This is a genomic window from Chryseobacterium subflavum (genome assembly GCF_055762745.1).
Genome location: NZ_JBVTMR010000001.1, coordinates 1,842,278 through 1,867,180 on the forward strand (window position 1 = coordinate 1,842,278; position 24,903 = coordinate 1,867,180).

At 34.8% G+C, this 24,903-nt stretch carries 24 protein-coding genes and 1 tRNA gene; 9 read left to right on the top strand and 16 right to left on the bottom strand.

Annotated elements, in window-relative coordinates:
* The first annotated feature begins 2 nt into the window (after positions 1 to 2).
* Both AC0INN_RS08125 and AC0INN_RS08130 read left to right on the top strand, forming a co-directional pair.
* The gene (locus AC0INN_RS08125; protein WP_273648280.1) at positions 3 to 737 is read left to right on the top strand and encodes a LytR/AlgR family response regulator transcription factor; all 735 of its coding nucleotides are present in this window, start codon (positions 3 to 5) and stop codon (positions 735 to 737) included.
* 55 nt (positions 738 to 792) lie between these two features.
* Positions 793 to 1,194, top strand: coding sequence for a hypothetical protein (locus AC0INN_RS08130; RefSeq protein WP_273648281.1), 402 nt, complete (start codon positions 793 to 795; stop codon positions 1,192 to 1,194).
* Between the two features lie 316 nt (positions 1,195 to 1,510).
* Here AC0INN_RS08130 and AC0INN_RS08135 read toward each other — a convergent pair whose 3' ends face one another.
* On the bottom strand, positions 1,511 to 3,055 hold the full coding sequence (locus tag AC0INN_RS08135; protein WP_273648282.1) for a tetratricopeptide repeat protein: 1,545 nt from the start codon (positions 3,053 to 3,055) through the stop codon (positions 1,511 to 1,513).
* Between the two features lie 729 nt (positions 3,056 to 3,784).
* On the opposite strand from AC0INN_RS08135, the gene AC0INN_RS08140 reads away from it, so the two are divergent.
* Positions 3,785 to 4,309: an SRPBCC family protein gene (locus tag AC0INN_RS08140; RefSeq protein WP_306612639.1), complete on the top strand. Its 525-nt coding sequence runs from the start codon at positions 3,785 to 3,787 to the stop codon at positions 4,307 to 4,309.
* Positions 4,310 to 4,587: 278 nt separating this feature from the next.
* Here the strand turns inward: AC0INN_RS08140 and AC0INN_RS08145 are convergent, their stop codons facing one another.
* The 6 genes from AC0INN_RS08145 to AC0INN_RS08170 form a co-directional block, all read right to left on the bottom strand.
* On the bottom strand, positions 4,588 to 5,391 hold the full coding sequence (locus tag AC0INN_RS08145) for an SDR family oxidoreductase (protein ID WP_273648284.1): 804 nt from the start codon (positions 5,389 to 5,391) through the stop codon (positions 4,588 to 4,590).
* A gap of 16 nt (positions 5,392 to 5,407) precedes the next feature.
* A complete protein-coding gene (locus AC0INN_RS08150) occupies positions 5,408 to 7,069 on the bottom strand; it encodes an FAD-binding dehydrogenase (protein WP_306612641.1) in 1,662 nt (553 codons plus the stop codon).
* A gap of 907 nt (positions 7,070 to 7,976) precedes the next feature.
* On the bottom strand, positions 7,977 to 8,582 hold the full coding sequence (locus AC0INN_RS08155; RefSeq protein WP_306612643.1) for a hypothetical protein: 606 nt from the start codon (positions 8,580 to 8,582) through the stop codon (positions 7,977 to 7,979).
* Between the two features lie 11 nt (positions 8,583 to 8,593).
* Positions 8,594 to 9,727, bottom strand: a complete 1,134-nt coding sequence (locus AC0INN_RS08160; protein WP_306612645.1) for a lactonase family protein — start codon at positions 9,725 to 9,727, stop codon at positions 8,594 to 8,596.
* Positions 9,728 to 9,860: 133 nt separating this feature from the next.
* Positions 9,861 to 11,162: a M20 metallopeptidase family protein gene (locus AC0INN_RS08165; protein ID WP_306612647.1), complete on the bottom strand. Its 1,302-nt coding sequence runs from the start codon at positions 11,160 to 11,162 to the stop codon at positions 9,861 to 9,863.
* A gap of 304 nt (positions 11,163 to 11,466) precedes the next feature.
* Positions 11,467 to 12,258 carry a hypothetical protein gene (locus AC0INN_RS08170; protein ID WP_306612649.1) on the bottom strand — a complete coding sequence of 264 codons (792 nt, stop codon included), beginning with the start codon at positions 12,256 to 12,258 and terminating at the stop codon, positions 11,467 to 11,469.
* A gap of 207 nt (positions 12,259 to 12,465) precedes the next feature.
* On the opposite strand from AC0INN_RS08170, the gene AC0INN_RS08175 reads away from it, so the two are divergent.
* Entirely contained in the window at positions 12,466 to 12,747 is a 282-nt protein-coding gene (locus tag AC0INN_RS08175; RefSeq protein ID WP_306612651.1) for a hypothetical protein, read from the top strand.
* A 288-nt stretch (positions 12,748 to 13,035) separates the two neighbouring features.
* A complete protein-coding gene (locus AC0INN_RS08180) occupies positions 13,036 to 13,497 on the top strand; it encodes a helix-turn-helix domain-containing protein (protein WP_306612652.1) in 462 nt (153 codons plus the stop codon).
* 307 nt (positions 13,498 to 13,804) lie between these two features.
* Here the strand turns inward: AC0INN_RS08180 and pgl are convergent, their stop codons facing one another.
* The 3 genes from pgl to gndA are packed head-to-tail and all read right to left on the bottom strand — an operon-like array spanning position 13,805 to position 17,451.
* Positions 13,805 to 14,515: a 6-phosphogluconolactonase gene (gene pgl / locus AC0INN_RS08185; RefSeq protein ID WP_306612654.1), complete on the bottom strand. Its 711-nt coding sequence runs from the start codon at positions 14,513 to 14,515 to the stop codon at positions 13,805 to 13,807.
* Positions 14,516 to 14,540: 25 nt separating this feature from the next.
* Positions 14,541 to 16,022, bottom strand: coding sequence for a glucose-6-phosphate dehydrogenase (gene zwf / locus AC0INN_RS08190; protein ID WP_172278766.1), 1,482 nt, complete (start codon positions 16,020 to 16,022; stop codon positions 14,541 to 14,543).
* Positions 16,023 to 16,032: 10 nt separating this feature from the next.
* Positions 16,033 to 17,451, bottom strand: a complete 1,419-nt coding sequence (gndA, locus tag AC0INN_RS08195) for an NADP-dependent phosphogluconate dehydrogenase (RefSeq protein ID WP_306612657.1) — start codon at positions 17,449 to 17,451, stop codon at positions 16,033 to 16,035.
* Between the two features lie 371 nt (positions 17,452 to 17,822).
* On the opposite strand from gndA, the gene AC0INN_RS08200 reads away from it, so the two are divergent.
* Positions 17,823 to 18,182: a prevent-host-death protein gene (locus tag AC0INN_RS08200; RefSeq protein ID WP_172278770.1), complete on the top strand. Its 360-nt coding sequence runs from the start codon at positions 17,823 to 17,825 to the stop codon at positions 18,180 to 18,182.
* Positions 18,183 to 18,426: 244 nt separating this feature from the next.
* Positions 18,427 to 19,797, top strand: coding sequence for a T9SS type A sorting domain-containing protein (locus tag AC0INN_RS08205; RefSeq protein ID WP_306612659.1), 1,371 nt, complete (start codon positions 18,427 to 18,429; stop codon positions 19,795 to 19,797).
* Between the two features lie 102 nt (positions 19,798 to 19,899).
* Here the strand turns inward: AC0INN_RS08205 and AC0INN_RS08210 are convergent, their stop codons facing one another.
* A complete protein-coding gene (locus tag AC0INN_RS08210) occupies positions 19,900 to 20,106 on the bottom strand; it encodes a DUF4249 family protein (protein ID WP_473046828.1) in 207 nt (68 codons plus the stop codon).
* Positions 20,107 to 20,117: 11 nt separating this feature from the next.
* On the opposite strand from AC0INN_RS08210, the gene AC0INN_RS08215 reads away from it, so the two are divergent.
* Positions 20,118 to 20,537 carry a LytR/AlgR family response regulator transcription factor gene (locus tag AC0INN_RS08215; protein WP_306612661.1) on the top strand — a complete coding sequence of 140 codons (420 nt, stop codon included), beginning with the start codon at positions 20,118 to 20,120 and terminating at the stop codon, positions 20,535 to 20,537.
* A gap of 128 nt (positions 20,538 to 20,665) precedes the next feature.
* Here the strand turns inward: AC0INN_RS08215 and AC0INN_RS08220 are convergent, their stop codons facing one another.
* Complete coding sequence (locus AC0INN_RS08220) at positions 20,666 to 21,010, bottom strand: winged helix-turn-helix transcriptional regulator (protein ID WP_306612664.1); 345 nt, start codon at positions 21,008 to 21,010, stop codon at positions 20,666 to 20,668.
* Between the two features lie 84 nt (positions 21,011 to 21,094).
* On the opposite strand from AC0INN_RS08220, the gene AC0INN_RS08225 reads away from it, so the two are divergent.
* The gene (locus AC0INN_RS08225; protein ID WP_306612665.1) at positions 21,095 to 21,601 is read left to right on the top strand and encodes a dihydrofolate reductase family protein; all 507 of its coding nucleotides are present in this window, start codon (positions 21,095 to 21,097) and stop codon (positions 21,599 to 21,601) included.
* Positions 21,602 to 21,660: 59 nt separating this feature from the next.
* On the opposite strand, the gene AC0INN_RS08230 is transcribed toward AC0INN_RS08225, so the two are convergent.
* The 4 genes from AC0INN_RS08230 to AC0INN_RS08245 form a co-directional block, all read right to left on the bottom strand.
* Complete coding sequence (locus tag AC0INN_RS08230) at positions 21,661 to 22,230, bottom strand: hypothetical protein (RefSeq protein ID WP_306612667.1); 570 nt, start codon at positions 22,228 to 22,230, stop codon at positions 21,661 to 21,663.
* Positions 22,227 to 22,787 carry an epoxide hydrolase family protein gene (locus tag AC0INN_RS08235; RefSeq protein WP_306612669.1) on the bottom strand — a complete coding sequence of 187 codons (561 nt, stop codon included), beginning with the start codon at positions 22,785 to 22,787 and terminating at the stop codon, positions 22,227 to 22,229. Before AC0INN_RS08235 ends, AC0INN_RS08230 begins: the two co-directional genes overlap by 4 nt.
* A 462-nt stretch (positions 22,788 to 23,249) precedes the next feature.
* Positions 23,250 to 24,254: an SDR family oxidoreductase gene (locus AC0INN_RS08240; RefSeq protein WP_306612671.1), complete on the bottom strand. Its 1,005-nt coding sequence runs from the start codon at positions 24,252 to 24,254 to the stop codon at positions 23,250 to 23,252.
* Between the two features lie 564 nt (positions 24,255 to 24,818).
* Positions 24,819 to 24,890, bottom strand: a tRNA-Arg gene (locus AC0INN_RS08245).
* Between the last annotated feature and the right edge of the window lie 13 nt (positions 24,891 to 24,903).

Here is a 24,903-nt window from a genome sequence, read left to right on the forward strand (position 1 = left end):
TTATGATTAACTGTATTGTCGTAGATGATGAAGCGCACGCAATAGAATTACTTGCATTGCATATTGAGCAAACACCATTTCTGAAACTTGTAGGTTCTGCTATGAATCCGGCAGAAGCTTTACAAATTTTGAATACTACGGAAGTGGATCTCATTTTTCTAGATATTCAGATGCCGGGTATGTCAGGAGTTGAATTTCTACCATTACTAAATGACAGGTATAAAGTCATCCTCACTACCGCTTTCAGAGAGTATGCTTTAGACGGATTCGACCATAATGTTGTAGATTATCTGCTAAAACCAATTTTCTTTCCACGGTTTTTACAGGCAGTACAACGGGCGCAGGAAATCATTTCTTTATCTACAAAAGATGCAGAAGACGATTTTATCATGGTTAAGACAGAATATAAAGGAAAACTAATAAAAATTAAAACCCAGGATATTGTATACATAGAAGGAAAAGGAAAATATGTATGCTTTCATACCAGAGATGGAGAAGAAATCCTGGCATTATTAAATATCGGTGGACTTGAAAATAAATTACCAGGTGATCATTTTCTCAGAATACATAAATCATTCATTATTGCAGTCCCTTTTATTATGATGATCCATGGAAATTTAGTCCAACTCGAATTTACTAAAAACCAGATACCAATCGGGCAGACTTACCGCGAATCTTTTATGAATCAAATGCTGGGTAAAGTAATTACCAATAAAAAAGAAGAAGGCCCGGAATAGGATTACAGACAATAAACCAATATATACACAAACAATCAATTTATAAATCAAAAAAATGAGAAAATCATTATTAATCCAATCCGTTGGAGTTTTAGCCCTTTCACTGGCAACATCATGTGCACCTTCCTATTTTGGGAAAACATATGCTGCCACACAAAACGTAGATGTTTATTTTGATGCTGCTGATGTAAAAAGAGAGCATGAAACAATGGGGACAACAGAAATCAATCAAGGTTTCAGTTCCATGGATGCTATGCAGCAAAAAGCGATTGAATTAGGCAAGTCACGAGGTGCAGACGGTGTTATTATGAAGCTTACAGAAGAGGTTACGGGAAGTTCGAAAAGCGATTTTGGAAACATGAAGAAAGGAAGTAAAAACAATACTTATACCGGTGGGTCGGTAACCACTAACATGAAAGTAAAAAAGATACAGGCTACTTTCATTAAGTATAAATAAGCCAAATGTCCTTCATTCTTATCAGGCTGCTCCTCTGGCTTCTTTCGCAGGCTTTATTTTAAAGATTAGCTGCTTTTCATTTATTTTTTTAATCGTTCAACATTATTTAACAGTTTACAACAAAACTGCAGGAAAAGTAATGTCCGAAAATTAATAAACGTCCCCCAGACAAAACAATGAAAAGCACGTGAAGCCAGCCATCTATATGATAAAGCTCTCCTTATCGTTTAAATAGTCGTTTTCACTATAAACAATTCAGATTGTTTTCATCCGAAGTCACCTGTGGCTTCGGATTTTGATACAACGACCTGTTCCTTTAATTAATAGATGATAGTACCATATATAGCTCATTTTGATTTTTCAGCTCCATCTTTTTATTGATCCTGTATCTTCTCGCTTCAGCTGCTCTGATTGTAGAATTGGCATATTGAGATATTTCCTTAATTCCAAAATTCATCTTCAGAAGCGTACAGAAGTTGATATCCGAAATATTCAGATCAGGGTATTTACTTTTCAGGGTAGGATAAAAATTAGGATATATTTTCTGGAACTCTATGTAAAATGCATTGATATCTTCTTTAGCTAAAAGTATCAGTTCTTTTGTATTTTCTGATTTTGCATTTGAAATGTTATCCTTTACAGTTTCCGTTTCAGCTTTTTCGAGGTTAATGATATCTGCCGGCACTTCATCTGGTATTTTATTCTGAATAGAATTATCCTCTTTATTTCCTTGTTTCTTTTTATAATAAAGGAAACCAAAAAGAGCTGCTAAGAGAATAACACCTGCACCAATAGCAATATTTGTTGGTTTTGATGACACCTCTTCTACATTGTCAGAAACCTTACCATTTATTTTATTAATAAAATTTACATCCCCTGATTTTTTCTTTACCAGATCAACGCTATCTATGATCCGTTTATACTTTTTTGAAAAATAAGTAGATTGTTCATAATCTTTCAATCCTTCATATGATTCAGCCATCATGGCATACACCTCATACTGCTCATATCGGTTATGATCTTTTTGGGAGTCCATAATAGCCCTTGAAAAATAACTAATAGCTGCAGGATAATTCCCGGATTCTTTTTCAACGATTCCTTTATTTATTAAATTCTGGATGATAAATCTATCGTCCGGAAATGAAGCAAGAAACTGATCTGTGATAGCGATATACTTTCTGGCTTCATCTACTTTTTTAAAGCGTGCGAGGGAACCGGCCAGGGACTCAAGTGTACAGATTGTGGTTACCTTCTTCAATCTGCTTTCATTACCTATTTTTAGACATTGTGAATAAGCAAGTTTTTTAAGTCTGACAACCTCTTGCTTGGTACTTTCATTAAAATTTTCACTAATCGTCAATAGCTCAGCCTTTGCCACTGTGATGTGTATATCATTAACCAGCTTATCATTCTTTATAGTAACAAGTTTATTATACTCCTGACATTTATTTAAAATTTGTTTTGCAGCACTTAGGTGATCAAGCTGTAAGAGTACTTTATGATAAGATAACAAAATGCGACATATCATATTGTAATCATTTTGTTTTATCGCCAGATCAACACCTTCATTAATTTTGGCCAAAGCCGCATCAAAATCACCATTAAGTTGATATATCCTAACTTCTTCAAATATTGAATAAACTTGCCCAGGGTAAAATTTCTTTTCACGGGATAGATAATAAAGAACAATAGCATTCTTAAGCGTGAGTCCTGGATTATTATCTCCTGTTATATAATTTTTTTCCAACAACCGGCTTACACTATCAATTTCTTTACTGCTATTCTGTGCCCCGGTATTACTACAAAAAATAAAAAAAACAATAAAGAATGTGGATGTTTTTAATACTTTATTTATTAGCATGTTTCTAAATTAATTAAATATATACAATTGGTAATTATTTTACAGGACTATTGACTGCTTTTCAATACAACTCAATCCCTGTATATTTTGTGTATTTATATGTTTTTCCATTTAACCAATTTACATTTATGACCACAATCAATCATATAAAAAAATGCACTTACACAAATATACATAAATTAACACATCTCTGCACAATAGGCGCTTTAAGGTTTGTTTATAAGTTTTTTCATTATAGTTTTGTGACAGGAAATTATTTAAATCAGAAAGTAAAATAAAACAACAAAAGATCAACTTCAATAAAGATCACTTTAAAAAAAATTAACACAATCTCTTAATTTAACTTAAAAAAAACACAAATGAAAAAAAAATTGCAGTTAAACGCTAAAAAATACATTTAATTACTGATCATCAAAAAATTTCAAGAAGATATATAGTTTTTCTAATAATAAGCAAAAAACACAAATGATGAGAAAAAGTAATAATAAGTCAGTTTTTTATAATTGATTATTCTTTGAGACTTCAAGATAATCATTAATTAGTGTTAATAGTTTTAAACTGTTTTTTATCCGGGGCCAATTGGTCCCGGATTTTTTTAATGACTATTTAAATAATAATGTGTGATTTTTTTTTAAATCAAAAGCAGAACCTGTATTATTTCGTTTTCTTACAATAAACGTGAACAACAAATCGGTAGCTTCGTGTATCAAAATATTCAAAAACAACATTATGAAAAAGTTTCTCTTTAGTGTTTTAGCTTTATTAACAGCGCTGCTCCTGATCATTGGCATATTAGAACTTACCAGTTCTTATAAAGTTTCAGAAGATATCAACCGAAATGCTCCTGTTCAGACCCAACAACATATCACTATCCATGCTTCTCCGGAAAAGATATATCAGACCATGAGTGATGTTAATCATTGGTCTGCCTGGAATAAAGACATCCAGGATCCGGTAATGACGGTACCTTTTCAAAAAGGCAACAGTTTCGATTGGAAAAGTGGAGGTCTTACAATCAGATCCACCCTACACACTGCAATTCCTTATCGCAAAATCGGGTGGTCAGGTCAGGCATTCGGTGCTTTTGCGATTCACAACTGGACATTTGTTCCGAATGGTGTAAACACGACCGTTGTTGTAGATGAAAGTATGGAAGGGTGGCTTGTTACCATGATGCATAAAAAATTCCAGAGCCATCTGGAACATTCTTTACAGGAATGGTTAAGAAATCTAAAAATACAAGCCGAAAAATAGTTTTTTTAATAAAAAAAACCATAATTATTCTACAGATAACGAATAATTAACAAAAATAATGACAATTAATTTTAAAATCTTTATATCTTTATAGTCTAATAACCTGTGTTATTATAATCTCAACAGTTTATATACCTCTCGCTTACCCGGGAGGTTTTATAAAACTGACTACTTCCACTCTGGATTACTACAAAGAATTTATCTCACCTGGTATGAAACAGGATATATAGCCTACCTCACATACATTCTTGATCAATTGGAATTGCCTGTACGATTTTTTAAACTACTTTCGCTTTTCTGGTAATCCTGGCCAGCCATGCGGGGAAAAATCTTTTAAGAAAAACACCCAGAACTTCCTTGCCTCCTATCGCTTTCTGGTATTTTTTCTTTTCAATCGCACGAAGCATTTTTCTGGCAAAAACGTGAACCGGCATACCATTTTGGGTTGCATTATCCATGGTTCCCTGTGAAGATCCGTCTCCGGTTACGGCATTCATTGAAATATTGGTTTGTATAAACCCCGGACAAATAATAGTTATCAGAATATTTTCTTTGTATAATTCTGCCCGAAGAGCATCAAAAAAGCCATGCAAAGCATGTTTTGCTCCCGCATAACCACTCCGCATCGGAGCCCCGAAAATACCCATAAGGCTTGAAACAACAGCAATTTGTCCTCCTCCATTCCTGATCATGTAAGGAATTATTGCTTTGGTAAGGGCCACTGTTCCAATATAATCTATGTCTATCAGACGTTTATCAACTTCAATATCAGTTTCCATTGCCAGAGACCGCTGAGACAATCCTGCATTATTAATAAGAAGATCAATACTTCCGAATTTTCCAGCTGCCTCTGCTGCAACAATAGCCATATTCTTATAGTTGTAAAGGTCCAGTGGTAATACCGCGTACCGATTTTTGGACAGCTTTGCTTTTTGCGCAACTGCTTCCAGCTGATCTTCTTTTCTGGATGAAAGAATTATTTTTGCTGTAGTCTTTGCAGCCAGCTCCATTACCAATGCTTCTCCTATTCCGGAAGAAGCCCCTGTGATCCAAACTGTTTTATCATCAAAGTAGGTGCTCATGATATTGTTCTTTATCTTATTTCAGCCCGGCAATATATTTTCCGGCTTTCATTCCTGAAAAAATACAGCCTCCTAAAAAGGTTCCTTCCAGGGCTCGATAGCCATGCATTCCTCCCCCTCCGAAACCTGCAACCTCCCCAGCCGCATAAAGTCCTTCTATTATTGTATCATCTTCTCTTAAAACCTGTCCATTCAGATTGGTCTTAATCCCTCCTAACGTTTTTCTTGTCAGAATATTAAGCCTTACCGCAATTAAAGGTCCGTTTCGTGGATCCAGTATCTTGTGTGGTGTGGCGACTCTTCCCAATTTATCTCCAAGGTATTTTCTGGTACTTCTTATGTAATTCACCTGTGTATCTTTTGAAAACGAGTTATCCAATTCTCTGTCCCTGGCTTCGATCTGAGATTTTACCTTTTCATAATCCAAAAGATGATCTCCGGAAAGTTCATTCATCCTTTTAATCAGATCCTGAAGATTATCCGATACGATAAAATCTTTTCCATGTTCTTTAAAAGCTTCCACAGGACCTGGTGCTTTTTTCCCAAAGATTCTTTTAAAAAAAAGACCGTAATCCTTATTTGTAATGTCAGGGTTTTGCTCGGAGCCAGAAAGGGCAAACTCTTTTTTAATGATTTTTTGTGTTAAAATAAACCACGAATAAGAAAACCCAGTATCCTGTATGTATTTCAGGGTTCCCAATGTGTCAAACCCAGGTAAGAAAGGCGCTGGAAGCCTGTTTCCATTCGCATCAAACCACAGGGATGAAGGTCCCGGTAATATCCTGATCCCATGATCCGGCCAAATAGGATTCCAGTTTTGAAGACCTTCCGTATAGTGCCACATCCGATCCCTGTTGATGATATCAGCTCCGACATTTTCAGTAATCCCTATCATTTTCCCGTCTACATAAGCAGGAACTCCAGATACCATTTTTTCAGGAGCTTTACCTAATCGTTGCGGCCAGTTTTTGCGCACCAGTTCATGATTAGCTCCTATTCCTCCGGAAGCAATAATAATATGGGGCGCACTGTATTTGAATTGTGAAACAACAATTCTGCTGGTTGCCTCACCTCTTTCTTTATTGTCATTTTCAAGAATGTCTCCTTCAATGCCTGTGACCTTACCATTTTCTGTAATAAGGCCGGTAACGCGATGCCTGAACCTCATTTCAAGAAGCCCTTTTGCTTTTGCTTCGTAAGCCTTTTCTACAAAAGGTTTTACAACTCCGGTCCCAGTGCCCCAGCTTACATGAAAACGAGGAACGGAGTTACCATGCCCATCCGCGGAGCCATCTCCTCTTTCTGCCCACCCCACCATGAACATCAGCTTAATTCCCATTTTAGAAATATAATCATACTTTTCGTTAGCTGCGAAATTCAGATAGGCTTCTGCCCATTGTTTCGGCCAGTAATCTTCTTTACGATCAAAACCTGCTGTTCCCATCCAGTCCTGTTTCGCCAGTTCATAAGAGTCCTTAATTCCTACTCTTCGCTGCTGAGGAGAATTAATCAGAAAAAGACCACCAAAAGACCAGAATGCCTGTCCTCCGATATTCTGTTCTGTCTCCTGATCGATCAATAATACTTTTTTTCCGGCGTTCGTTATTTCCATAGCAGCAGTAAGTCCTGCCAAACCAAAACCTACGATAATTGCATCTGGTTGAAATTCATTGTCCATTGGCGGTAAGTGTAACAAAATTCTATTAACTAAGATAATAGATTTTAACATTATAAAGCGTCAATTATTTTCAGCTTTACTAATTTTATTCCACTTTTATTATGTTTTGAATATTATATGACAAAAGACTTTAATGATGTAAAAGTTGGGATTTAGAAGTAAAAAATATAACAAAAGAAAGGGACCACTTTTGTTATAATACTTAATTTGATATAGTTAAATCCCTTATTATTCAAAAAATATTCGATAAAAAAACAGAAGAATAAAAAAATATATACCACACAACCACTTTAAACACGGGTTTTCCTGTATTTTCTTTATTTTTTACAAAATATTATTCCATATGCTCCGTTTACTATGCACGTGACTCATGTTTGAGTTTCATGGTTATTAGTTTTTATCCTCAACTTAGGTTGAGGATTTTTTATTATATTTGAACATCTTGTGATTTAATCACATTTGTGTTTTTTTTAGGCCTTCTCCGGAAGGCTTTTTTATTGTCTATCGCCCTAATGTTTCCCATTTCGGACTACTTATAATAAATAATAAGAGGCTGTCATTTAAGACAACCTCTTGTATTGGTTATTAGTAAATACCCCCGACAATCTAAATTTTAGCAAATTCGTTCAGTTTATTTACTGGTTAAGTTTCGGCTAAATTACAAAAATTCATTAATTAGTGACAAATTATTATCTGTAATCTACCATTAATAAATAGTTATGCAAATAATTTAATTCACTACAATATGAAATAAAAAGCATAATATTTACATTTTCTCATTAAAAATATTGGTTAAGCTTTTCCTCTTCAATATCCAAGAGAGATATTTACGAATTCATTTTTTGAAGGATATGTCTATTATCAGAATGATTACACTGAATAATCGGTATGAAATATGGATTACTCATTATTTACTAATGATATTAACTGGTTTTCTAAAAGGACTTTTATCTTTTAAATATTGCTTTTCTTCTTCTGTCAGGCCACTCGTTGCCAGTCCAATACTACCCGATATTTGTTCATTTTGATGATAATGCGCAAATTCAATACTGTCAATTTTTACTAATTTATCTATTCCCACATTAGTCATGTCTATCAGGTGGCTTTGATTTATTTCACCATTGATAATTTGTCCTATTAGAAAAAAGGGCCTATTGGTAATTTCTAAAACAAAATCAAGTTTAAACTGAGCTGTTACTACATAATCCCATCTATATTTGCAATACCTGCATTGCTTTGCTTTTGGTGTACGCGCAAGTTTTCCGCATTTTGGACAATTGTTAAAAAATACTTTTTCAGGGTATTCAGATATAATCCTGGTTGCTACATTTAATCTAATCTTTTCATGATCATATTCTGAAGACTCATCTGATTTTAGTTCTCCCAAATCTCCCGTTTGAATATCGGAAAAAGACATGAATGAATACATGCGATAAGTTAAGATTAACTTTTCATGATCAGTCATTAATTCGCTGAAATACGCTATGATATATCTGGCTGTTTCTTTGTCCATAAAGTAAATTATTAGGAACGAGAGTGGTATTTTTTTATCTTCACACAAGATACCCCTTTTATTTTTAGCTTCCTCCCTACTTTCTGCAGCAATCCCGTTTGCTGATTGCGTCTGAACACAAAAACATTTCCACTGGCAGCATTGGTCACGATTAAAAACTTCCCTTCTTCATCTATTTCAAATACTCTTGCCTGTTTACCAAAAGTGGGCTGATATCCTACAGTTTTTAAGGTACCATTTTCAAGTATTGAAAAAATAGCAATATTATTTTCATTACCCCTGTTTGAAGCATACAAGAACTTTCCATCAGGAGAAATATGAACATCTGAACTTTCAAAATTATCTATTACTTCATTTTTATGGGTACTGATTCTTTGGATGTTTTCTAATTTTCCGTTTTCATAGGAATACACATCAATCGCCCCGCCTAATTCTTCGATACAATACGCAAATTTACCATTAGGGTGAAAGGTGAAATGCCTGGGTCCCGTTCCCGCCATAGTAGGAATAAAAGCAGGCTCAGCATCATCCATTGGCTGAACCGCATCATTTTTAAATTGATAAATCCTGATCTTATCCGCACCCAAATCAGAAGCAAATACATAATTAAAGTCCGGTGAAAAAACGGTTGAATGAATATGAGAACGGTCCTGTCTTTCAGGATTGACACTTCCTTCTGAAAACTGGAACCGTTGGACCATCGGATAGATCTTTCCATTATCTGAAATTGGATATACAGAAATACTTCCTTCCGTATAATTCCCATTCAACAACCATTTACCATTTTTGTGAACAGTTACATAAACCGGATTTTCACCACCACTCTTTTGGCTATTGATAAAATTAAGTGTTTTTTTGGCAGGATCAAATTCAAAACTGCTTACACTGCCGGCATTGGGTGTTTTACTTTCCGTACAGGCAAAAATGTATTTTCCGTTGGGCGACAGGGTGATATAGGATGGATTCAGGATATTCTTTGTTTTGAATACTTTTGATAATTTCCCGGTATCTGTATTCAGCTGATATACATAGATTCCATCAGCTGCTTTGTCACGGTTAAAAGATCCAAAAAAAACATAGGTGCTTTGAGAATACATATTAATCCATCCTGAAACAGCAATGGCTATACTTATAATTTTTTTCAATTTACTTTTGCTATGCTAATGAGTTTAATAAAACTATACGATGCTTGATTCAAAACTACATCTTTTTTTATTTAAAATTTTAAAGTTCCCTTTTCAAAAAGGAATTATTTTAAAAAAAGTTTCGTGAAAGAACTTAGTTTTTATAAAGTTGTTCAATAATCAGCGATGAAAAATACTTCACCCCTGTTCTTATGCTTTCTTCATCCACTTGAAAATTTGGAGAATGATTCATAGCAATCATTTCTTTTTCAAAGTTGGAACCTCCAAGGAGAAAATATACACCTGGTATTTTTTGTTGAAAATAAGCAAAGTCATCATTAAAAAACGGAACCTGTCCATAATCAGGAGAAATTGCATTGATCCTGTAAATATCACGAATGGTTTTTATTGCAGTGCCGGTCAGTTTTTCATCATTGATGACTATAGGGTTTTCTTGTATAAATGAAACTGAAATAAGCTGACTTTTATAAGCATCCTCCACCAATCTTTTAACTTCAGGAATTATTTTCGGAACACGTGATGCATTGGTCTCATACAGATAAGCTTCGAGAAAGAAGTGATCATTTCTAGAATAGACACTCAACTTATCGTCCAGGATGCGATAATCTTTAAAAATAGTATTAGGGTTTATCAATCCTATATCCGGATCTATTATATGCTGAATTTCCCATGGCTTACTTCCTGCGTTCATGCGGGACAAAGAGGTATGAATTTTCCCGGTTAAACTTTTTATCTCCTCTTTTGATAATTCTTTTTTTAATTCAATTCGTATTCTTTTCTGATAAGCAAATACTTCATTCGGCTTCACTATTATTTCTCCTACCGGGAGAGCGGTTACGTGCAGACCATATATTTCATCAGGAACTATTTTGGAAAATAAATTAGTATTCATTATTCCTTTAGCTCCCATAAAGGTTTCTTCTTCCGGTTGGAATACAAAGTAAACGATTCCTTTTAAATGCTTTTTATTTTTAGCAAGAATTTCAGCGATTCCCAGTCCGATCGCCATATGAACATCATGACCACAGCTATGTTGAATACCTTTTGTTTCTGATTTGAAAGGCTGCGGATCCGGAAAATCATTTAAAAGCGCATCCATATCTGATCTCCAGGCTATTTTCTTTCCTTCACGTTCACCCCTTAAGATTCCTACTACTCCATACCCATATATATCCGTTTCTACCTCAAGTCCTAAGGCAATCAAATACTGTTTTAGCATCTTCTGAGTCCGAATTTCATGACCTGCCAATTCCGGATTTCTATGAAAATCTCTTCTGATCTCAACAAGTTTATTAAAAATTTTATCGGTTTCGAGCTGAATAGATTGATGGGAAAAAAACTCTTTTTTAGAGTTGGATATTACTGGCTTTTTCAGTTTTTGTGCAGAAACAACAGATACACTAAGGTAAATTAAGCTTAACAGAAGTTTTTTCATAGTAAAATTGATCTAAGTTTTTTGAAGAGTTAACGTTGATTATTATATATAATAAACAATCATTGCAGTATTATCATTACAATTTACACACAAATTGTAACTACATTAGTGAAAATCTTAGTTTCCAAAAACTTAATAACTATCATCTTAAAATAAAAGTAAGCTTTACAAAAAAGACGATCATGTAAAAGTTACTTTCTTATATATAATAAAATACAGCCTAGAAAATAATCTCAGGCTGTATAATTATTTTAGAAACAGATATCAGTTATAAATGAAAATATTCATCTGCTTCTTGATAATCTTAGTATTGTTCGAATGCAACAACATATGTTTCGTTTTCGGCTCCTGCCCCATTATTAAAACTATCAAACCCATAAAAGTACCCCGCTTTTAAATCATTACTTCCCGGTATTACTCCATCTTTTGTAGAAATCTGAAACTGAAATCCCCATGGTCTTGTCCAATTTCCATTGTATGATAAAGCATTTGACCATGTATCCCAATTCGATGGAGTAAAGGTAACATTCTGCACACTTCCATTTGTGCTAGACCCAAACCACAATAAACTAGCATAATAAGTAACATCTGAAACAGGAGCTGACAATAATCTTACTTCAATATATGTATAGGAATTATCGCTATTGGCTCCAGGTGTTGTACCATTATAAGTTGCAAATCTGAACTCCAAATTCATGGAAGGCACTTTTAATGTTGGTTTATTAAAGCTATTAGACTGTAGATTCCTTCCTCTGTATTTTTGTTTTAACAATATGGAACCCGACTCATCGTCAGAAGGCTGATTTATTTTATCCCATTGCACTCCATCATTGACATATAAACCAGGACTCACATCATTTACTTTAGCAATGTTGTAGACAACCATACCTGCCACATGTTCGGACAAAGGAGATGGAGAATTTATAGATGATAATGCTAATCTTGGAGGTAAAAAACCTCTATTATCTGAAGTTAAATCAAGCACAGAATTCGAATTTGGTGTTGTTGTATTAATCCCAACTTGAGCAGTAAAAAATAAAGGATTAAAGAATAAAAACAATAATAATACGATACTAATAATCGGGTAATTTTTCATAATAATTTTTTTTTAAAATTTATGTCCTACAAAATTATAGGCACAATTTTTGAAAATCGAATAGTTTAAAAAAAGATATGTTTCATTTTGTAAAAATTATAAAACACTTAAAATCAACCATTTTTAAAGTTTACATCTACGGAAATGATACATGATATTATTCAATGAAATTATCAAAACATCACTTTTATATAATTATATATTGTTATGCATGTACTCGCAGATGAAGTAAAAAATAAAATAGAAAAATTAGAATATTCTTTCGCTAAAAAAATCATATTCTTATTATTGGTGAAACAGTTCATCACATTGTTGTTTGATCTCTATTTTTGGGGAACCAAACACCTTTTTTATGATTTAATATTACTTTTAACAGTAGGGCCTTGTTATATTTTCACTTTAGTTTCTGGGGATTATAACTTTCAGAAAGTTGGAAAACTTACCTTGGCTTATCTTATGCTTTTAAATACTTTTCTGACCATTGTATAATATCAGAATTTTCCAAGTATTATTGTATATGTCTTTATATTTCCTATTGCATTGCTATTATTTTACAACGTAAAGAAAACAGTTTATATATCGGCCATTTTACTTACAGGTCTTCCATTAAGTATTATATTTAACTATTATTTTATAAAAGACAATATAAATATCAATGATATTCTTTACTATGAAGTTTCCAATACTTATATGATTGTCTGGGCATTTATCATCTTTACTGTTTGTTTATACTATGCAATTCAAATTCTTAGATTGAAATCTGTCTACATTTTCTTAATGGAAAATAATATAAGCGTAGAAGGTTTCTTCTTACTGGAGAAACAGAAAAAAATGAGATTGTTTAAGAATAAATATTCTGAGGATGAGCTTTCAATCACTATTTATGAAAAATTATTTAAAAAAATTGAGCTGTTAATGCAAACTGAAAAACCATGGAAAAATCCGGAATATAGTCTCAAGCAATTAGCACGTGATGTGAATTCCAATACCCAATACGTTTCTACAACCATCAATAATTACACAAAAAATAATTTTAAAACCTATCTGAACGAGTTTAGATTAAATGCTTTTATTGCTTCCCTTGAAGACAAAAATGAAGAATTTTCAATGGAGGAAATATATCTTACTATAGGCTTTTATAACAGGTCAACTTTCAACAGAGTCTTTAAGTCTAAATTTAAAATGACTCCTCAGGAATATATTAACAGCAAGGAAATTTTGATTTGTAATGATGCATGAAAACTTTTTACAATTAATTTTTCAGATAATATTATTTAAAATATTTTTCAAAAAAAATCAATATTTCTTTGTGAAAAATCCAGAGAAATCACACAAAGATTAGATAAAATAACTTCTCAATATTAGGATCTAAGGCACTAAAACCACATACAATTTAAAAATAAAACGTCCAGATCCATTATAGATCTAGACGCTCAATATATTCAATTTTCAATCTTTGAATACTTTTATAAAGTATTGAAAAAATTAGCGCTCAGTGACGCGAAGTTCTATTTTCTGATTAAAATAAGTTGAAATAGCTCAGATTTTAACCTCCTGCTTTTTCATCTGTGAAAAACTGAAAACCTTCTTTTTTCTCAATAAGCTGCATCGGATATAATTTGGGATTATATTCTCCGTTGAGTATCTCATTCAGCGCATGCCTTTTAGACTCCCCAAATGCAACAACCACTATGTTATCCGCTTTATTGATCAATGGTGCCGTTAAAGTAATTCTGAACATTTCCTGAGGTTTCAGATAGTAAGCGGATACCCACTTTTCTTTTTCATCCAAAACATTTTCTCCCGGAAATAAAGAAGCCGTATGTCCGTCATCTCCCATTCCTAAAAGAATGAAGTCGAAAATACCGTCCGGCCCAAGAACTTTTCGGATCTGTTGTTCATATTCTTTAGCATATTCTTCAGGTGCCATACCTTCCTTATACATTGGAAAAACCTGATCTTTGTTAACCGGAACCTTATTGAGTAAGGCTTCAAAAGTCATTTTAGCATTGCTTTTGTCATCATCTAAAGGAACCCATCGTTCATCAACCCAAAAGAAATACACTTTATTCCACTCAATCTTTTCTGCATATCCGGGAGTTGCCAGCAAGTTGAAAATAGCCTTAGGAGAAGAGCCTCCGCTTAGCGCGACAACAAATTTATCGTTTTTCTCTATTGATTTTTTTGAAAGATCAGCAAAGGTATCTGCTGCTTTTTTATACAGCTTATCCAGATCTTCAAATATCGTGATATTCATTTTTTTCTTTTTAAATTAATACTTGCTACACCCAGCTATGCCCCTGTCTTTCAACCAATGAAATACTGTCATCCGGTCCCCAGCTCCCCGCTTTATAATTAGGGAAAGAGGCATCTTTATTATTTTCCCACGCTTCCTGTATAGTAGTAACTACATCCCAGGCTTCTTCTACCTGATCGGAACGCATAAATAAGGTAAGGTCCCCGATAAGCGCATCCAATAATAAAGTTTCGTAGGCTTCCGGGGTATCCTCCTGACAGACAAAGTTATCAAAGATCATTTCTACCGGTTTTAAGACCAGCGAAAGCCCTGGTTTTTTGGTCATAAACTGAAGTCTGATATCCATCAGCGGCTGAATATTGATGATAAGCCTGTTTGCTGATAAAAGATGAGGACTATCCGAGAACGTTGAATGCGGCAAAGGTTTAAACTGGATCGTAATATAAGAATGCTTTTCTTTCATTTTTTTCCCGGTACGGACATAAAAAGGAACATTCTGCCACCTTTCATTATCAAGGTAGAATTTTACAGCCGCAAAAGTCTCTGTGTTGGAATCCTTAGCAATCCCATCTTCCTGGCGGTATCCCTTTATTTCTACACCGTCTATAATATTCTTTCCGTATTGGCCCCTCACCGCATAATGATCGACCTGGTCAGGAGAAATTCTACGGATTGCTTTCAGAACATCTACTTTCCGGTCCCTAATCTCCCCGGATTCCAGGGATGCAGGTGGTTCCATAGCAACCATACAGAGGATTTGCAATAAATGGTTCTGAACCATATCCCGTAATGCTCCGGTTTGCTCATAGAAAGCTCCCCGCGTCTCTACCCCCACTTCTTCGGCAACAGTGATCTGCACAGATTCTATATATTTATGATCCCATAAAGGTTCAAAAATAGAATTCCCAAATCTGAATGCCAATATATTCTGAACGGTTTCTTTTCCTAAATAATGATCGATACGATAGATCTGTTCTTCTTCAAATGTCTGTGCAAGAAGACTATTGAGCTCTATTGCCGATTGTTTATTATAGCCAAAAGGTTTTTCGATAATGATTCGGTCTTTTTTAGCATCACCAGCTAAAGCTGTATTTTTAATATGGTTTGAAATGGTAGCTATGAAATTAGGCCCGATTGATAAGTAAAACAATCTGTTGGCCCGTACACCATACACTTTATCAAAAGCCTCCAGCTTCTCATACAACGACAGGTATGAACTTTCTTCATCCAGCTGATGCTGAAAGTAGGTAATATGTGCCTGAAAGCCTGCCCAGTCCTCAGAAGTCACTTTTTTTCTGGAAAAACGCTCCAGATTTTCTTTAATATAGCTCCTGAAATATTCATCAGTATTGTCTGCTCTTCCTAGTGCAACAATGTTAAAGCCTTTTGGCATTCTGCCATCGATATACAAGTTATAAAAAGCCGGAAAAAGTTTTCTTTTTGCCAGGTCTCCTGTAGCACCAAAAATTATAATGGTTGTTGGCTGCAAGATTTTATTTTCATTCATTTTTCCGAATTTATTGATTTAGACTTTGCCAAGAAGTATGAAAAACTCCCTCTCTGTCGGTTCGCTGATAGGTATGTGCTCCAAAATAATCACGTTGAGCCTGGATAAGATTTACAGGAAGAGATGCTGTGGTATAGGCATCAAAATAACCTAAAGCAGTCTGCAGCCCTAAGCTTGGAATTCCATTAGAGGCAGCATAAGCCGCTGTTTTTCTTAATGAGCTTATTTTTTCTTTAACTATAACTGAAATATCCTGATCAAGTAAGATATTGGATAAATGAGGGTCTTGGGTGTACGCCAGATAAAATTTCTCTAACAGCACGGAACGAATAATACAACCTCCTCTCCAGATTTTTACAACATCTTTTAACGGAATTTCAAAACCATATTCCTCAGATGCTTTAACCAGTAAAGCCAGTCCCTGTGCATAACTGATCAGGGTAGCCAGATAAAGTGCATCTCCTACTTCTTTAATAAATGCTTTAGTATCTTCCGGATTTGTTATTTCGCGGCCTGAATACAGTTTAGAAGCGCGAACCCTCTCTTCTTTATATGCTGATAATATTCTTGAAGTAACAGCAATATCAATCGTCGGAATGGAAACTCCGATTTCCATGGCTTGCTCAGAAGTCCATTTTCCTGTTCCTTTTGCCCCTGCTTTATCTAAAATCTGATCCAACAGGTATCCATCGGTTAAAGAATCTTTCTGTTGAAAAATATCCCGGGTGATCTCTATTAAAAATGAGTTCATCTCGCCGCTATTCCACTCTTTAAAAACCTGATATAGCTCATCATTGTTAAGCTTAGCTCCTCTTTTTAGCAGGTCATAGGCCTCACTGATCAGTTGCATAATGGCATATTCAATCCCATTATGAACCATTTTCACATAATTTCCTGCTGATCCTTTCCCCATATATGCGGTACAGGCTTCATTATCCACTTTTGCAGAAATGGCCTCCAACATAGGCTGAAGAAGACGAAATGCTTCCAAATCTCCTCCTGGCATTATACTCGGTCCAAATCGTGCACCTTTTTCACCGCCGGAAACCCCCATCCCCATAAAATGCAGATTTTTTGAGGCCAAATCGGCAATACGTCTGTTGGTATCTTCAAAATAAGAATTTCCTGCATCAATAACGATATCGCCTTGACTTAAAAGCGGAGTCAGGCTTTCAAGAACTGCATCTACAGGCTTGCCCGCCGGCACCATAAGAATAATTTTCCTCGGACTTTCCAATGCGGAAACAAAATCTTCCAGAGAACCTATCCCTTTTATTTTCATTTCTGAAGTGGCCTCTGCCTCTAATTCTTTTACTTTCGCTTCATCAAGATCAAATCCTGCGATTGAAAAACCGTTATCAGCAATATTGTAAAGAAGATTTCTCCCCATTACACCAAGGCCGACCATCCCATAACTATATCCTTCCATTGTATTGGTATTTATTATACAAAGAATAAATTTACGCAAAGCCTATGAGGAAAAAAATAAAAGAATAGAAAAATTCCCTGACTTTTTTCATCTTCCTCATTTATAAGAAGATAGTTTAAAACAAGTTTTTACGGATAATCTTCCGATTTTTAAAAAGGAAAAAAATTCACCTTTATTCGAAATTTTACAGATATACGATCCCTACTATTGAATAACAGTCTATTTATTTCAGTATAACGTGAATAAATATAAAATTATTTCGCATTTCTCCTCTCCTGCTTGACTAGGACCTGATAATTATGAAAATAATCTATTGAAAAATGAATGCTATTTTGTGTAATTAAATCATATATTTGCCAAAATTTAAATTCATGAACTACAAACTTGCGCTTAATACGCAGGAGCCTAACTCTAACATTGTTTTTAATACAATTATGTTTGATTCTTTTAAGATCAATATAGTTGAGAGGTATGCTGGATCAATGAATGCTCGGCCGAAATTGTGTGAAGTTTTATTCAAGGTGAGAACTTTGGATGATGATATCATCCAGAAAAGAGATGGGAATATGAGGGTAAAAATCAAGGGAGATACTTTTGATGATTATCAGAAGTTATCTCAGAAACTAAATTCTTATGAATATAAAAATAAACTGATCAACAGAAAAGATGCTGAACAGGATTACGTTCACTTTATCCTTAGTCTGGTAATTGCAAATTACGATCTCAATTAATTTTTTTGTATTCTTACAATAATTTTTATTGCATATTATTCTAAATCTGTAAGAGGTATTCCTATGGTTATACCTATCGGATTTATTAGGCTCAGGCAATACTGAATTGTCGGACAACTATTCCTTTACGTATTCATCAAGGGAAAAGCTAGCCTTATATGCTGTGGAATGATGAAGACTTGCTATTTCATTTTAATTTTCTATACCGCTTTTTATGTATATTTAAAGCAAACTTTTAACTAAAATGAAACAACAATTATTCTTTAGACAGATTATCTTTCTTTATTTATTCTCCCTTTCTATTTTTTTATTCGGTCAAAATAATACCTGGCAGCCCCTGGGTCCCGATGACTCCAACCAACCTTCGTTCGGAACTTCTGACGTTACCAGCCTTACGATGACACCAAATGGTACCCTATATTTTGGATACAGAGATTATGTGAACAATAGTAAAGCCACTGTAAAGAAGTTTAATGGTACCAATTGGGAAACCGTAGGAACAGAAGGATTTTCGGATGGCATTACATCTCAGATAGATCTCACTACAGCCCCGGATGGCACTCCGTATATTGCCTATCAGGATTATGCGAATGGTAGTAAATTGACGGTAAAAAAATTCAATGGTATCAGCTGGGAAACAGTAGGAATACAAGGATTTACGAGCAGTGGTCCCATTTTTATCAGTTTAGTTATTGCCCCTGATGGAACACCATACGTAGGATATTCAGATAATAATAACAATAAAAAAGCTACTGTAATGAAGTTTAACGGAACGATTTGGGAAACAGTGGGAACATTAGGCTTTTCAGCTGGAGATGCCCAATATGTCAATCTTGCTGTAGCACAGAATGGAACTCTATATGCTGGGTACAGAGACATTGTTAGCGGAGGCAAAGCAACCGTGAAAAAATTTAATGGTACCAGTTGGGAGACGGTAGGAACATCCGGATTCTCGGTAGATTTCAGTGCCATGTATCTAAGTCTTGTAATCGCACCTAATGGTACTCCTTATATTGGCTATTCAGATTTCAATGACAGTGAAAAAACAACTGTTATGAAATTTAACGGTACCAGTTGGGAAACAGTAGGTCCGGCACAATTTTCTGCAGGCACAGCCATTTTTACCAACCTTGCCATAGCATCGGATGGCATACCTTACATAGCTTATGCAGACGGTACTAACAATATGAAAACTACCGTTAAAAAATTCGATAACAACAATTGGGTAACTATAGGTACACCGGGGTTCTCAGCAGGAGGGGTTAACTATAATGTTGATCTTGTTATTAGCCCGGACAATAAAAAAATAATTGTAGGATACAGTTTATCGGCATCTAATGGTGTTTTTGCCAGGTATTACGATGCAGGAGAACTGAGTATCAAAGAAACCTCAATTCAAAATTCCGGCATATATCCAAATCCTGTAAAAGGCGAGCTCAATATAAAAACAGAGAAAAAGATCAAATTATGTACTTTATTTGATATGGCAGGGAGGATCATTCTAACCACCTCATCCCAAAAGATCAATGTCTCAGCACTGACAAAAGGAATCTATATGCTGAATATCCAATTTGCAGACGGCACTTCCTTATCGCAAAAAGTGATGAAAGAATAAAATCAATGTCATTTAATATAAAAAGGCCTCTTAAGAGGCCTTTTGTTATGATTACAAACGTCAACTTTTAAACATTATTAGCAAAAATTTTATCCCAACCCACTATTGAATAGTATAATCTTTGGTATCCACTTCTGATAATCTAAAGTAGCCCAATGGAGCATTAGAAGAGTTAGTCTGATTAATAATACTTCCGTTAACAGCTGTAGGAATCGTAGAAAACGGACCGCTTTCTGAGCCGGAAGCATTCAGTATTTTTCTGAAATAAGCATAATACCTTTTGGAAACTGCAATTAATTTAATATTGATAAAATCTCAGGTTGGAACGTTTTCAAAAAGCAGTAGAAAAGGCAAGAAGCTATTCCAAATTAATGAAAATAGATCAAAGTTTTTCCGATATAGAACCCAGTACAGATGATTATTTATTTGTCCGGGCAGAACGGAGAATGTTTAAACTTCATTTTAAAGATATTCTTTTCATCCAGGGGCTAAAAGATTATGTGATTTTGCATACGGAAAAACAAAAAATTATTACAGCAATGAATATTAAAACAATTCATGATCAGCTGCCAAGGAATATTTTTGTAAGAGTGAGCAAATCCTATATCGTTAATTCCATGCATATAAATTCTCTAGATAATAATACCATTTACATTAAGGAGAATGAAATCCCCATTGGAAACATATACAGAGATTATTTCTTCAAAGAATTTGTAACAAAAAAGATGTTGGGGAAATAACACCTCATAGAAAATTCTGCAATAATCATTGAAACCAATACTTACCGATTTGAAATCATTCCTTAATAGCTATATAATAATCCTAGTTATACATACAAGGCTTATTTAAATCTATTTGTTTGTTCTGATCACTTTTCTTTTATTTTTAGCCTATGTTTCAGACCAAAATTAAGTAAGGCATCAATGACCGGGTGAATCTCCTCCATATATTGGGTAGGTGTATAAGAAACGGTAACCGGTTTCGTATTATTCACAGTCCGGCTGATCAGCAAATTGTCTTCAAGCTCCTTTAACTCTTTGGATAGAACTTTTGGCGTTATGCCTACAGACTTCTCCAGCAAATCTGTGAATCTCATCACTTTATAATGATATAAATTATGCAAAATACAAAACTTCCATTTGCCACTCAATAGTTCAAGGGCATCTTTTATAGCCAGTATTTTTTCCTTATCAATATCTTTTTTTTCGATCATAAATAGTGACTTTCCTAGAGGAAATGAATAGTAAATATAAAGCAAATATCCAATACTTTTGTTTGTAAAATAAAATCATTCGCAATGAAAGTAACACTAATCGCCAATATTTCAGCTAACGGAAAGGTCTTATTATCGGACAATCCCCATCATCAATTACCACCGGAAGCAATGGAATTTTACCTGGAGTATGCAAAACAAGCCGGAAACCTTGTCATAGGATTAAAAACCTTTGAAAATTTCCTGAACTTCCCCCAAGATGTTCGTGAACTTTTTGATGGAATAGAAATCATAGTATTGTCTAGCACAACAAACATATTAGATGGTTATAAAACTATTAGAAGTCCGGAAGAAGCTATTGAATACATTTCGGCAAAAGGATTACACGAAATAGCAATCGGGGGTGGAACAGGTACTTTTAATGCTTTTATAGATAAAGATTTGGTAACAGATATTTACTTCAACATCAATTTATTAATAACTGGCGTCGGAGGTATTTTGGGAAATAACAGTGAATTGAACTCAAAATTTAAGTATAAAGAACAAAAAATTAAGGACGGTTTTATTCAACTCCATCTAGCCAAGGAATAATTTTGACTACTTAAAAAATTACTTTCAGAATTATTTAATAGTCGCTTACTACCTATTGTTTAGTCCAATCCTGAGAAGAAATTTATTATATCCTCTGAAAGTAATTCTGGCTGTTCCACTGCTGCGAAGTGCCCACCTGCAGACATTGTGTTCCAGGATCTTATATTAAACCCTTTTTCAATATATGACCTGGGAGGAGTGGGTAATTCCTTTGGAAATTTAGCAAAACCTACAGGCACTGTTATATAGTCATCCTTTTTAAATACCAGTGGTTTTTTACTGTTTTCATTGTAAATCCTCATGGAAGAATGTATAGTCTGCGTTACCCAGTATAAGGTAATATTCGCAAGCAGTTCATCTTTAGTAAAGCAGCTTTCAATATTTCCGTCATTATCACTCCATCCCTTGAATTTTTCAATGATCCATGCACACAATCCAATGGGCGAATCATTTAATCCATATGCTGCTGTCAATGGTTTCGTCGCATGCATATGAGCATATGCGCCTTCTTTTGCAGTCCATTTCGCTGCGATTTTCTGAAATGCTAATACTTCTTCAGAAAGCTGTTCACCATCAGCTATATAAGATTTATAAGAACCTGAGATGTAATTAAGATGCAAACCAATCATATGAGAAGGATTTTTAAGGACAGCCAGGTGCTTATGCCCGAACCTATATCGCCGCCTTGAGCTCCATATCGTTGATACCCAAGTTCTATCATTAATTTATGCCAAATATCGGCAACAAATTCACTGTTACAGCCTGGGTCAATAATTTTATCTGAAAAACCAAATCCTGGAACAGAAGGGATAACCAGGTAAAAAGAAAAATGGGGATCTTCAGTCAATAAAGGTATGAGTTTCATCATTTCCAGAAATGATCCGGGCCATCCATGCGTAATTATCAATGGTATTGACCGCCTGCCCTTTCCTTTGATATGCATAAAATGAATATGATGTCCTTCAATATCAGCCATAAAATTGGGATAAGAATTGATTTCAGTTTCCACTTTTCGCCAGTCAAATGTTTTCTGCCAATACATGGTTAATTCTTTCAGGTAAGAAAGATCAGTACCATAATTCCAATCAGATCCTGTTATCTGATCCGGCCATCGGATTAGATTTAATCTTAATTTTAGATCATCCAGAACTTGTTGTGATACATTGACTGAAAATGGTTTAATCATATGGGTAGGTTTTGGTTTTTCTATAAATAAATGACTTGTTTTTGTAATCAAAGGTAACGAAATACCGAAAAAGGCTAAGCTACTTTTTTTAATTAATTCCCGCCTGGTAAGCTGATTCACCTTTATAAATTTAATCAAAATGAAATGGTTCTAGGTTTATAATGAAAATTAAAACAAGAAATGTGAAACAGATGTAGTAGAGAGCCTAGTAATTTCTCGCTGCATGGTGAAAGTATACATTACAAAGACCGGTTAAAATAAAAAATCCCTCTAATTGAGGGAAATATTAGCAAAACAAACCTAAATTTAAATATAAAGTGGTAATTACAAAATTTCATACTCTTTTAATAATTGACCGTCCTGAAAACCACTTCTTTTAGAAAGGAAATAAAGAAACACCATAATATTATTATGGTAAAATGTTTTTTCCGTAACGAATCCATATTCTAATTGTTGTTAAGATTATGGCTGTCCTTTACCTCCGGCTGCTCCGTAAATCTGTCCAGTTGCAAAACTGGCGTCATCAGCTGCTAATTGAACAAATATAGAAGCGAGTTCTGCAGGCTGCCCCGGCCTTCCGAGCGGTGTATCACCACCGAATTTTTCCAGATTTTCCTGTGTCTGCCCTCCGCTTACCTGCAAAGGTGTCCAAACAGGTCCTGGCGCAACGCCATTGACCCTTATCCCTTTCGGGCCCAGTTGCTTGGCAAGAGATTTCACATAATTGGTCGTTGCTGCCTTGGTTTGTGCATAATCATAAAGATCAGCGGATGGATCATAAGCCTGAATAGACGATAGACCAATGATAGAAGAACCTGGTTTCATATAAGGCAGAGCTGCCTTTGTGATCCAAAAAGGTGCGTAGATATTGGTTTTCATCGTCCAGTCGAAGTCTTCGGAGCTAAGATCGAGTATAGATTCGTTGGCTTTCTGATGACCTGCATTATTGATCAGAATATCCAGACCTCCGAGTTGCTGTACAGCTTGGGCAACCAATTGCTTGCAAAAGGCTTCACTGCGAATATCCCCGGGGATGGCAATACCTTTACGACCCTCCTTTTTAATAAGCTCAATCACCTGCTTTGCGTCTTCCTCTTCTGCAGGCAGATAATTAATTGCTACATCCGCTCCTTCTCTTGCATAAGCAATAGCTGCAGCCCGACCAATGCCTGAATCACCGCCGGTGATCAGTGCTTTTCTTCCTTCTAATCTTCCAGAACCTACGTAGCTCTTCTCTCCATGATCGGGTACCGGTGTCATTTTGTTTGCCAATCCGGGAAAAGGTTGCGATTGCTTATTAAAAGGCGGCTTGGGATATTTGTTCCGGGGATCCGTAAGCTCCTTCGCATTCGTTTTTCTTGTAGTAGTGCTTTGTGACTGCGCTAAAGCACCGGGAGCAACGGCTGCCACTGCAACAGTTGCAGCTATTTTTCCGATAGCATCTCTCCTTGTTATTTTACTTTCCATATCAATATGATTTATTTGGTGTTTAAAGAATTTATGATTTGAAAATAAGCAGCAGGACACGCCAATATTAAGTGCGAATTATTGAACATGTTACTGATTGCTCAATTGCCATATACTCTATTATATTCAGTGATAAAAGATTGTAATTGATTCGGTTTAATAATTATAATCTTATTACAATTATTTAGTGAGTATAAGTGTAAAGGTAATAGACTGCTCAACAAAAGTTTATGACACAGATCATAATTCAATTATTGTTCGAAGGAATGATGATTAATTGTTATTAAAATATCCCTTATGATAGACTGTCCAAAGAATACCATATAACCACAAAAAACTAAAATATGATGGAAAAAAATTATAACATAAGATTTTGTTGGCTGCAAGTTGAGCAGAGCCATTATTGAGTATTATGCAAACTTTATCTACAGTATTTGTAGCACTTCCAGAATGTTTATTTTAAATAGACTAAAATATCAAACACAACAGATTAAACATAAGAGTTGATAAAGAGATTTTACATTTATAAAAAAAAGACAACTATCAAATAGTTGCCTTTTTTTGTGACCGCAGAAGGATTCGAACCCTCACTGTCGGAGCCGAAATCCGAAGTTCTATCCATTAAACTATGCAGCCGATCCGTAATAGA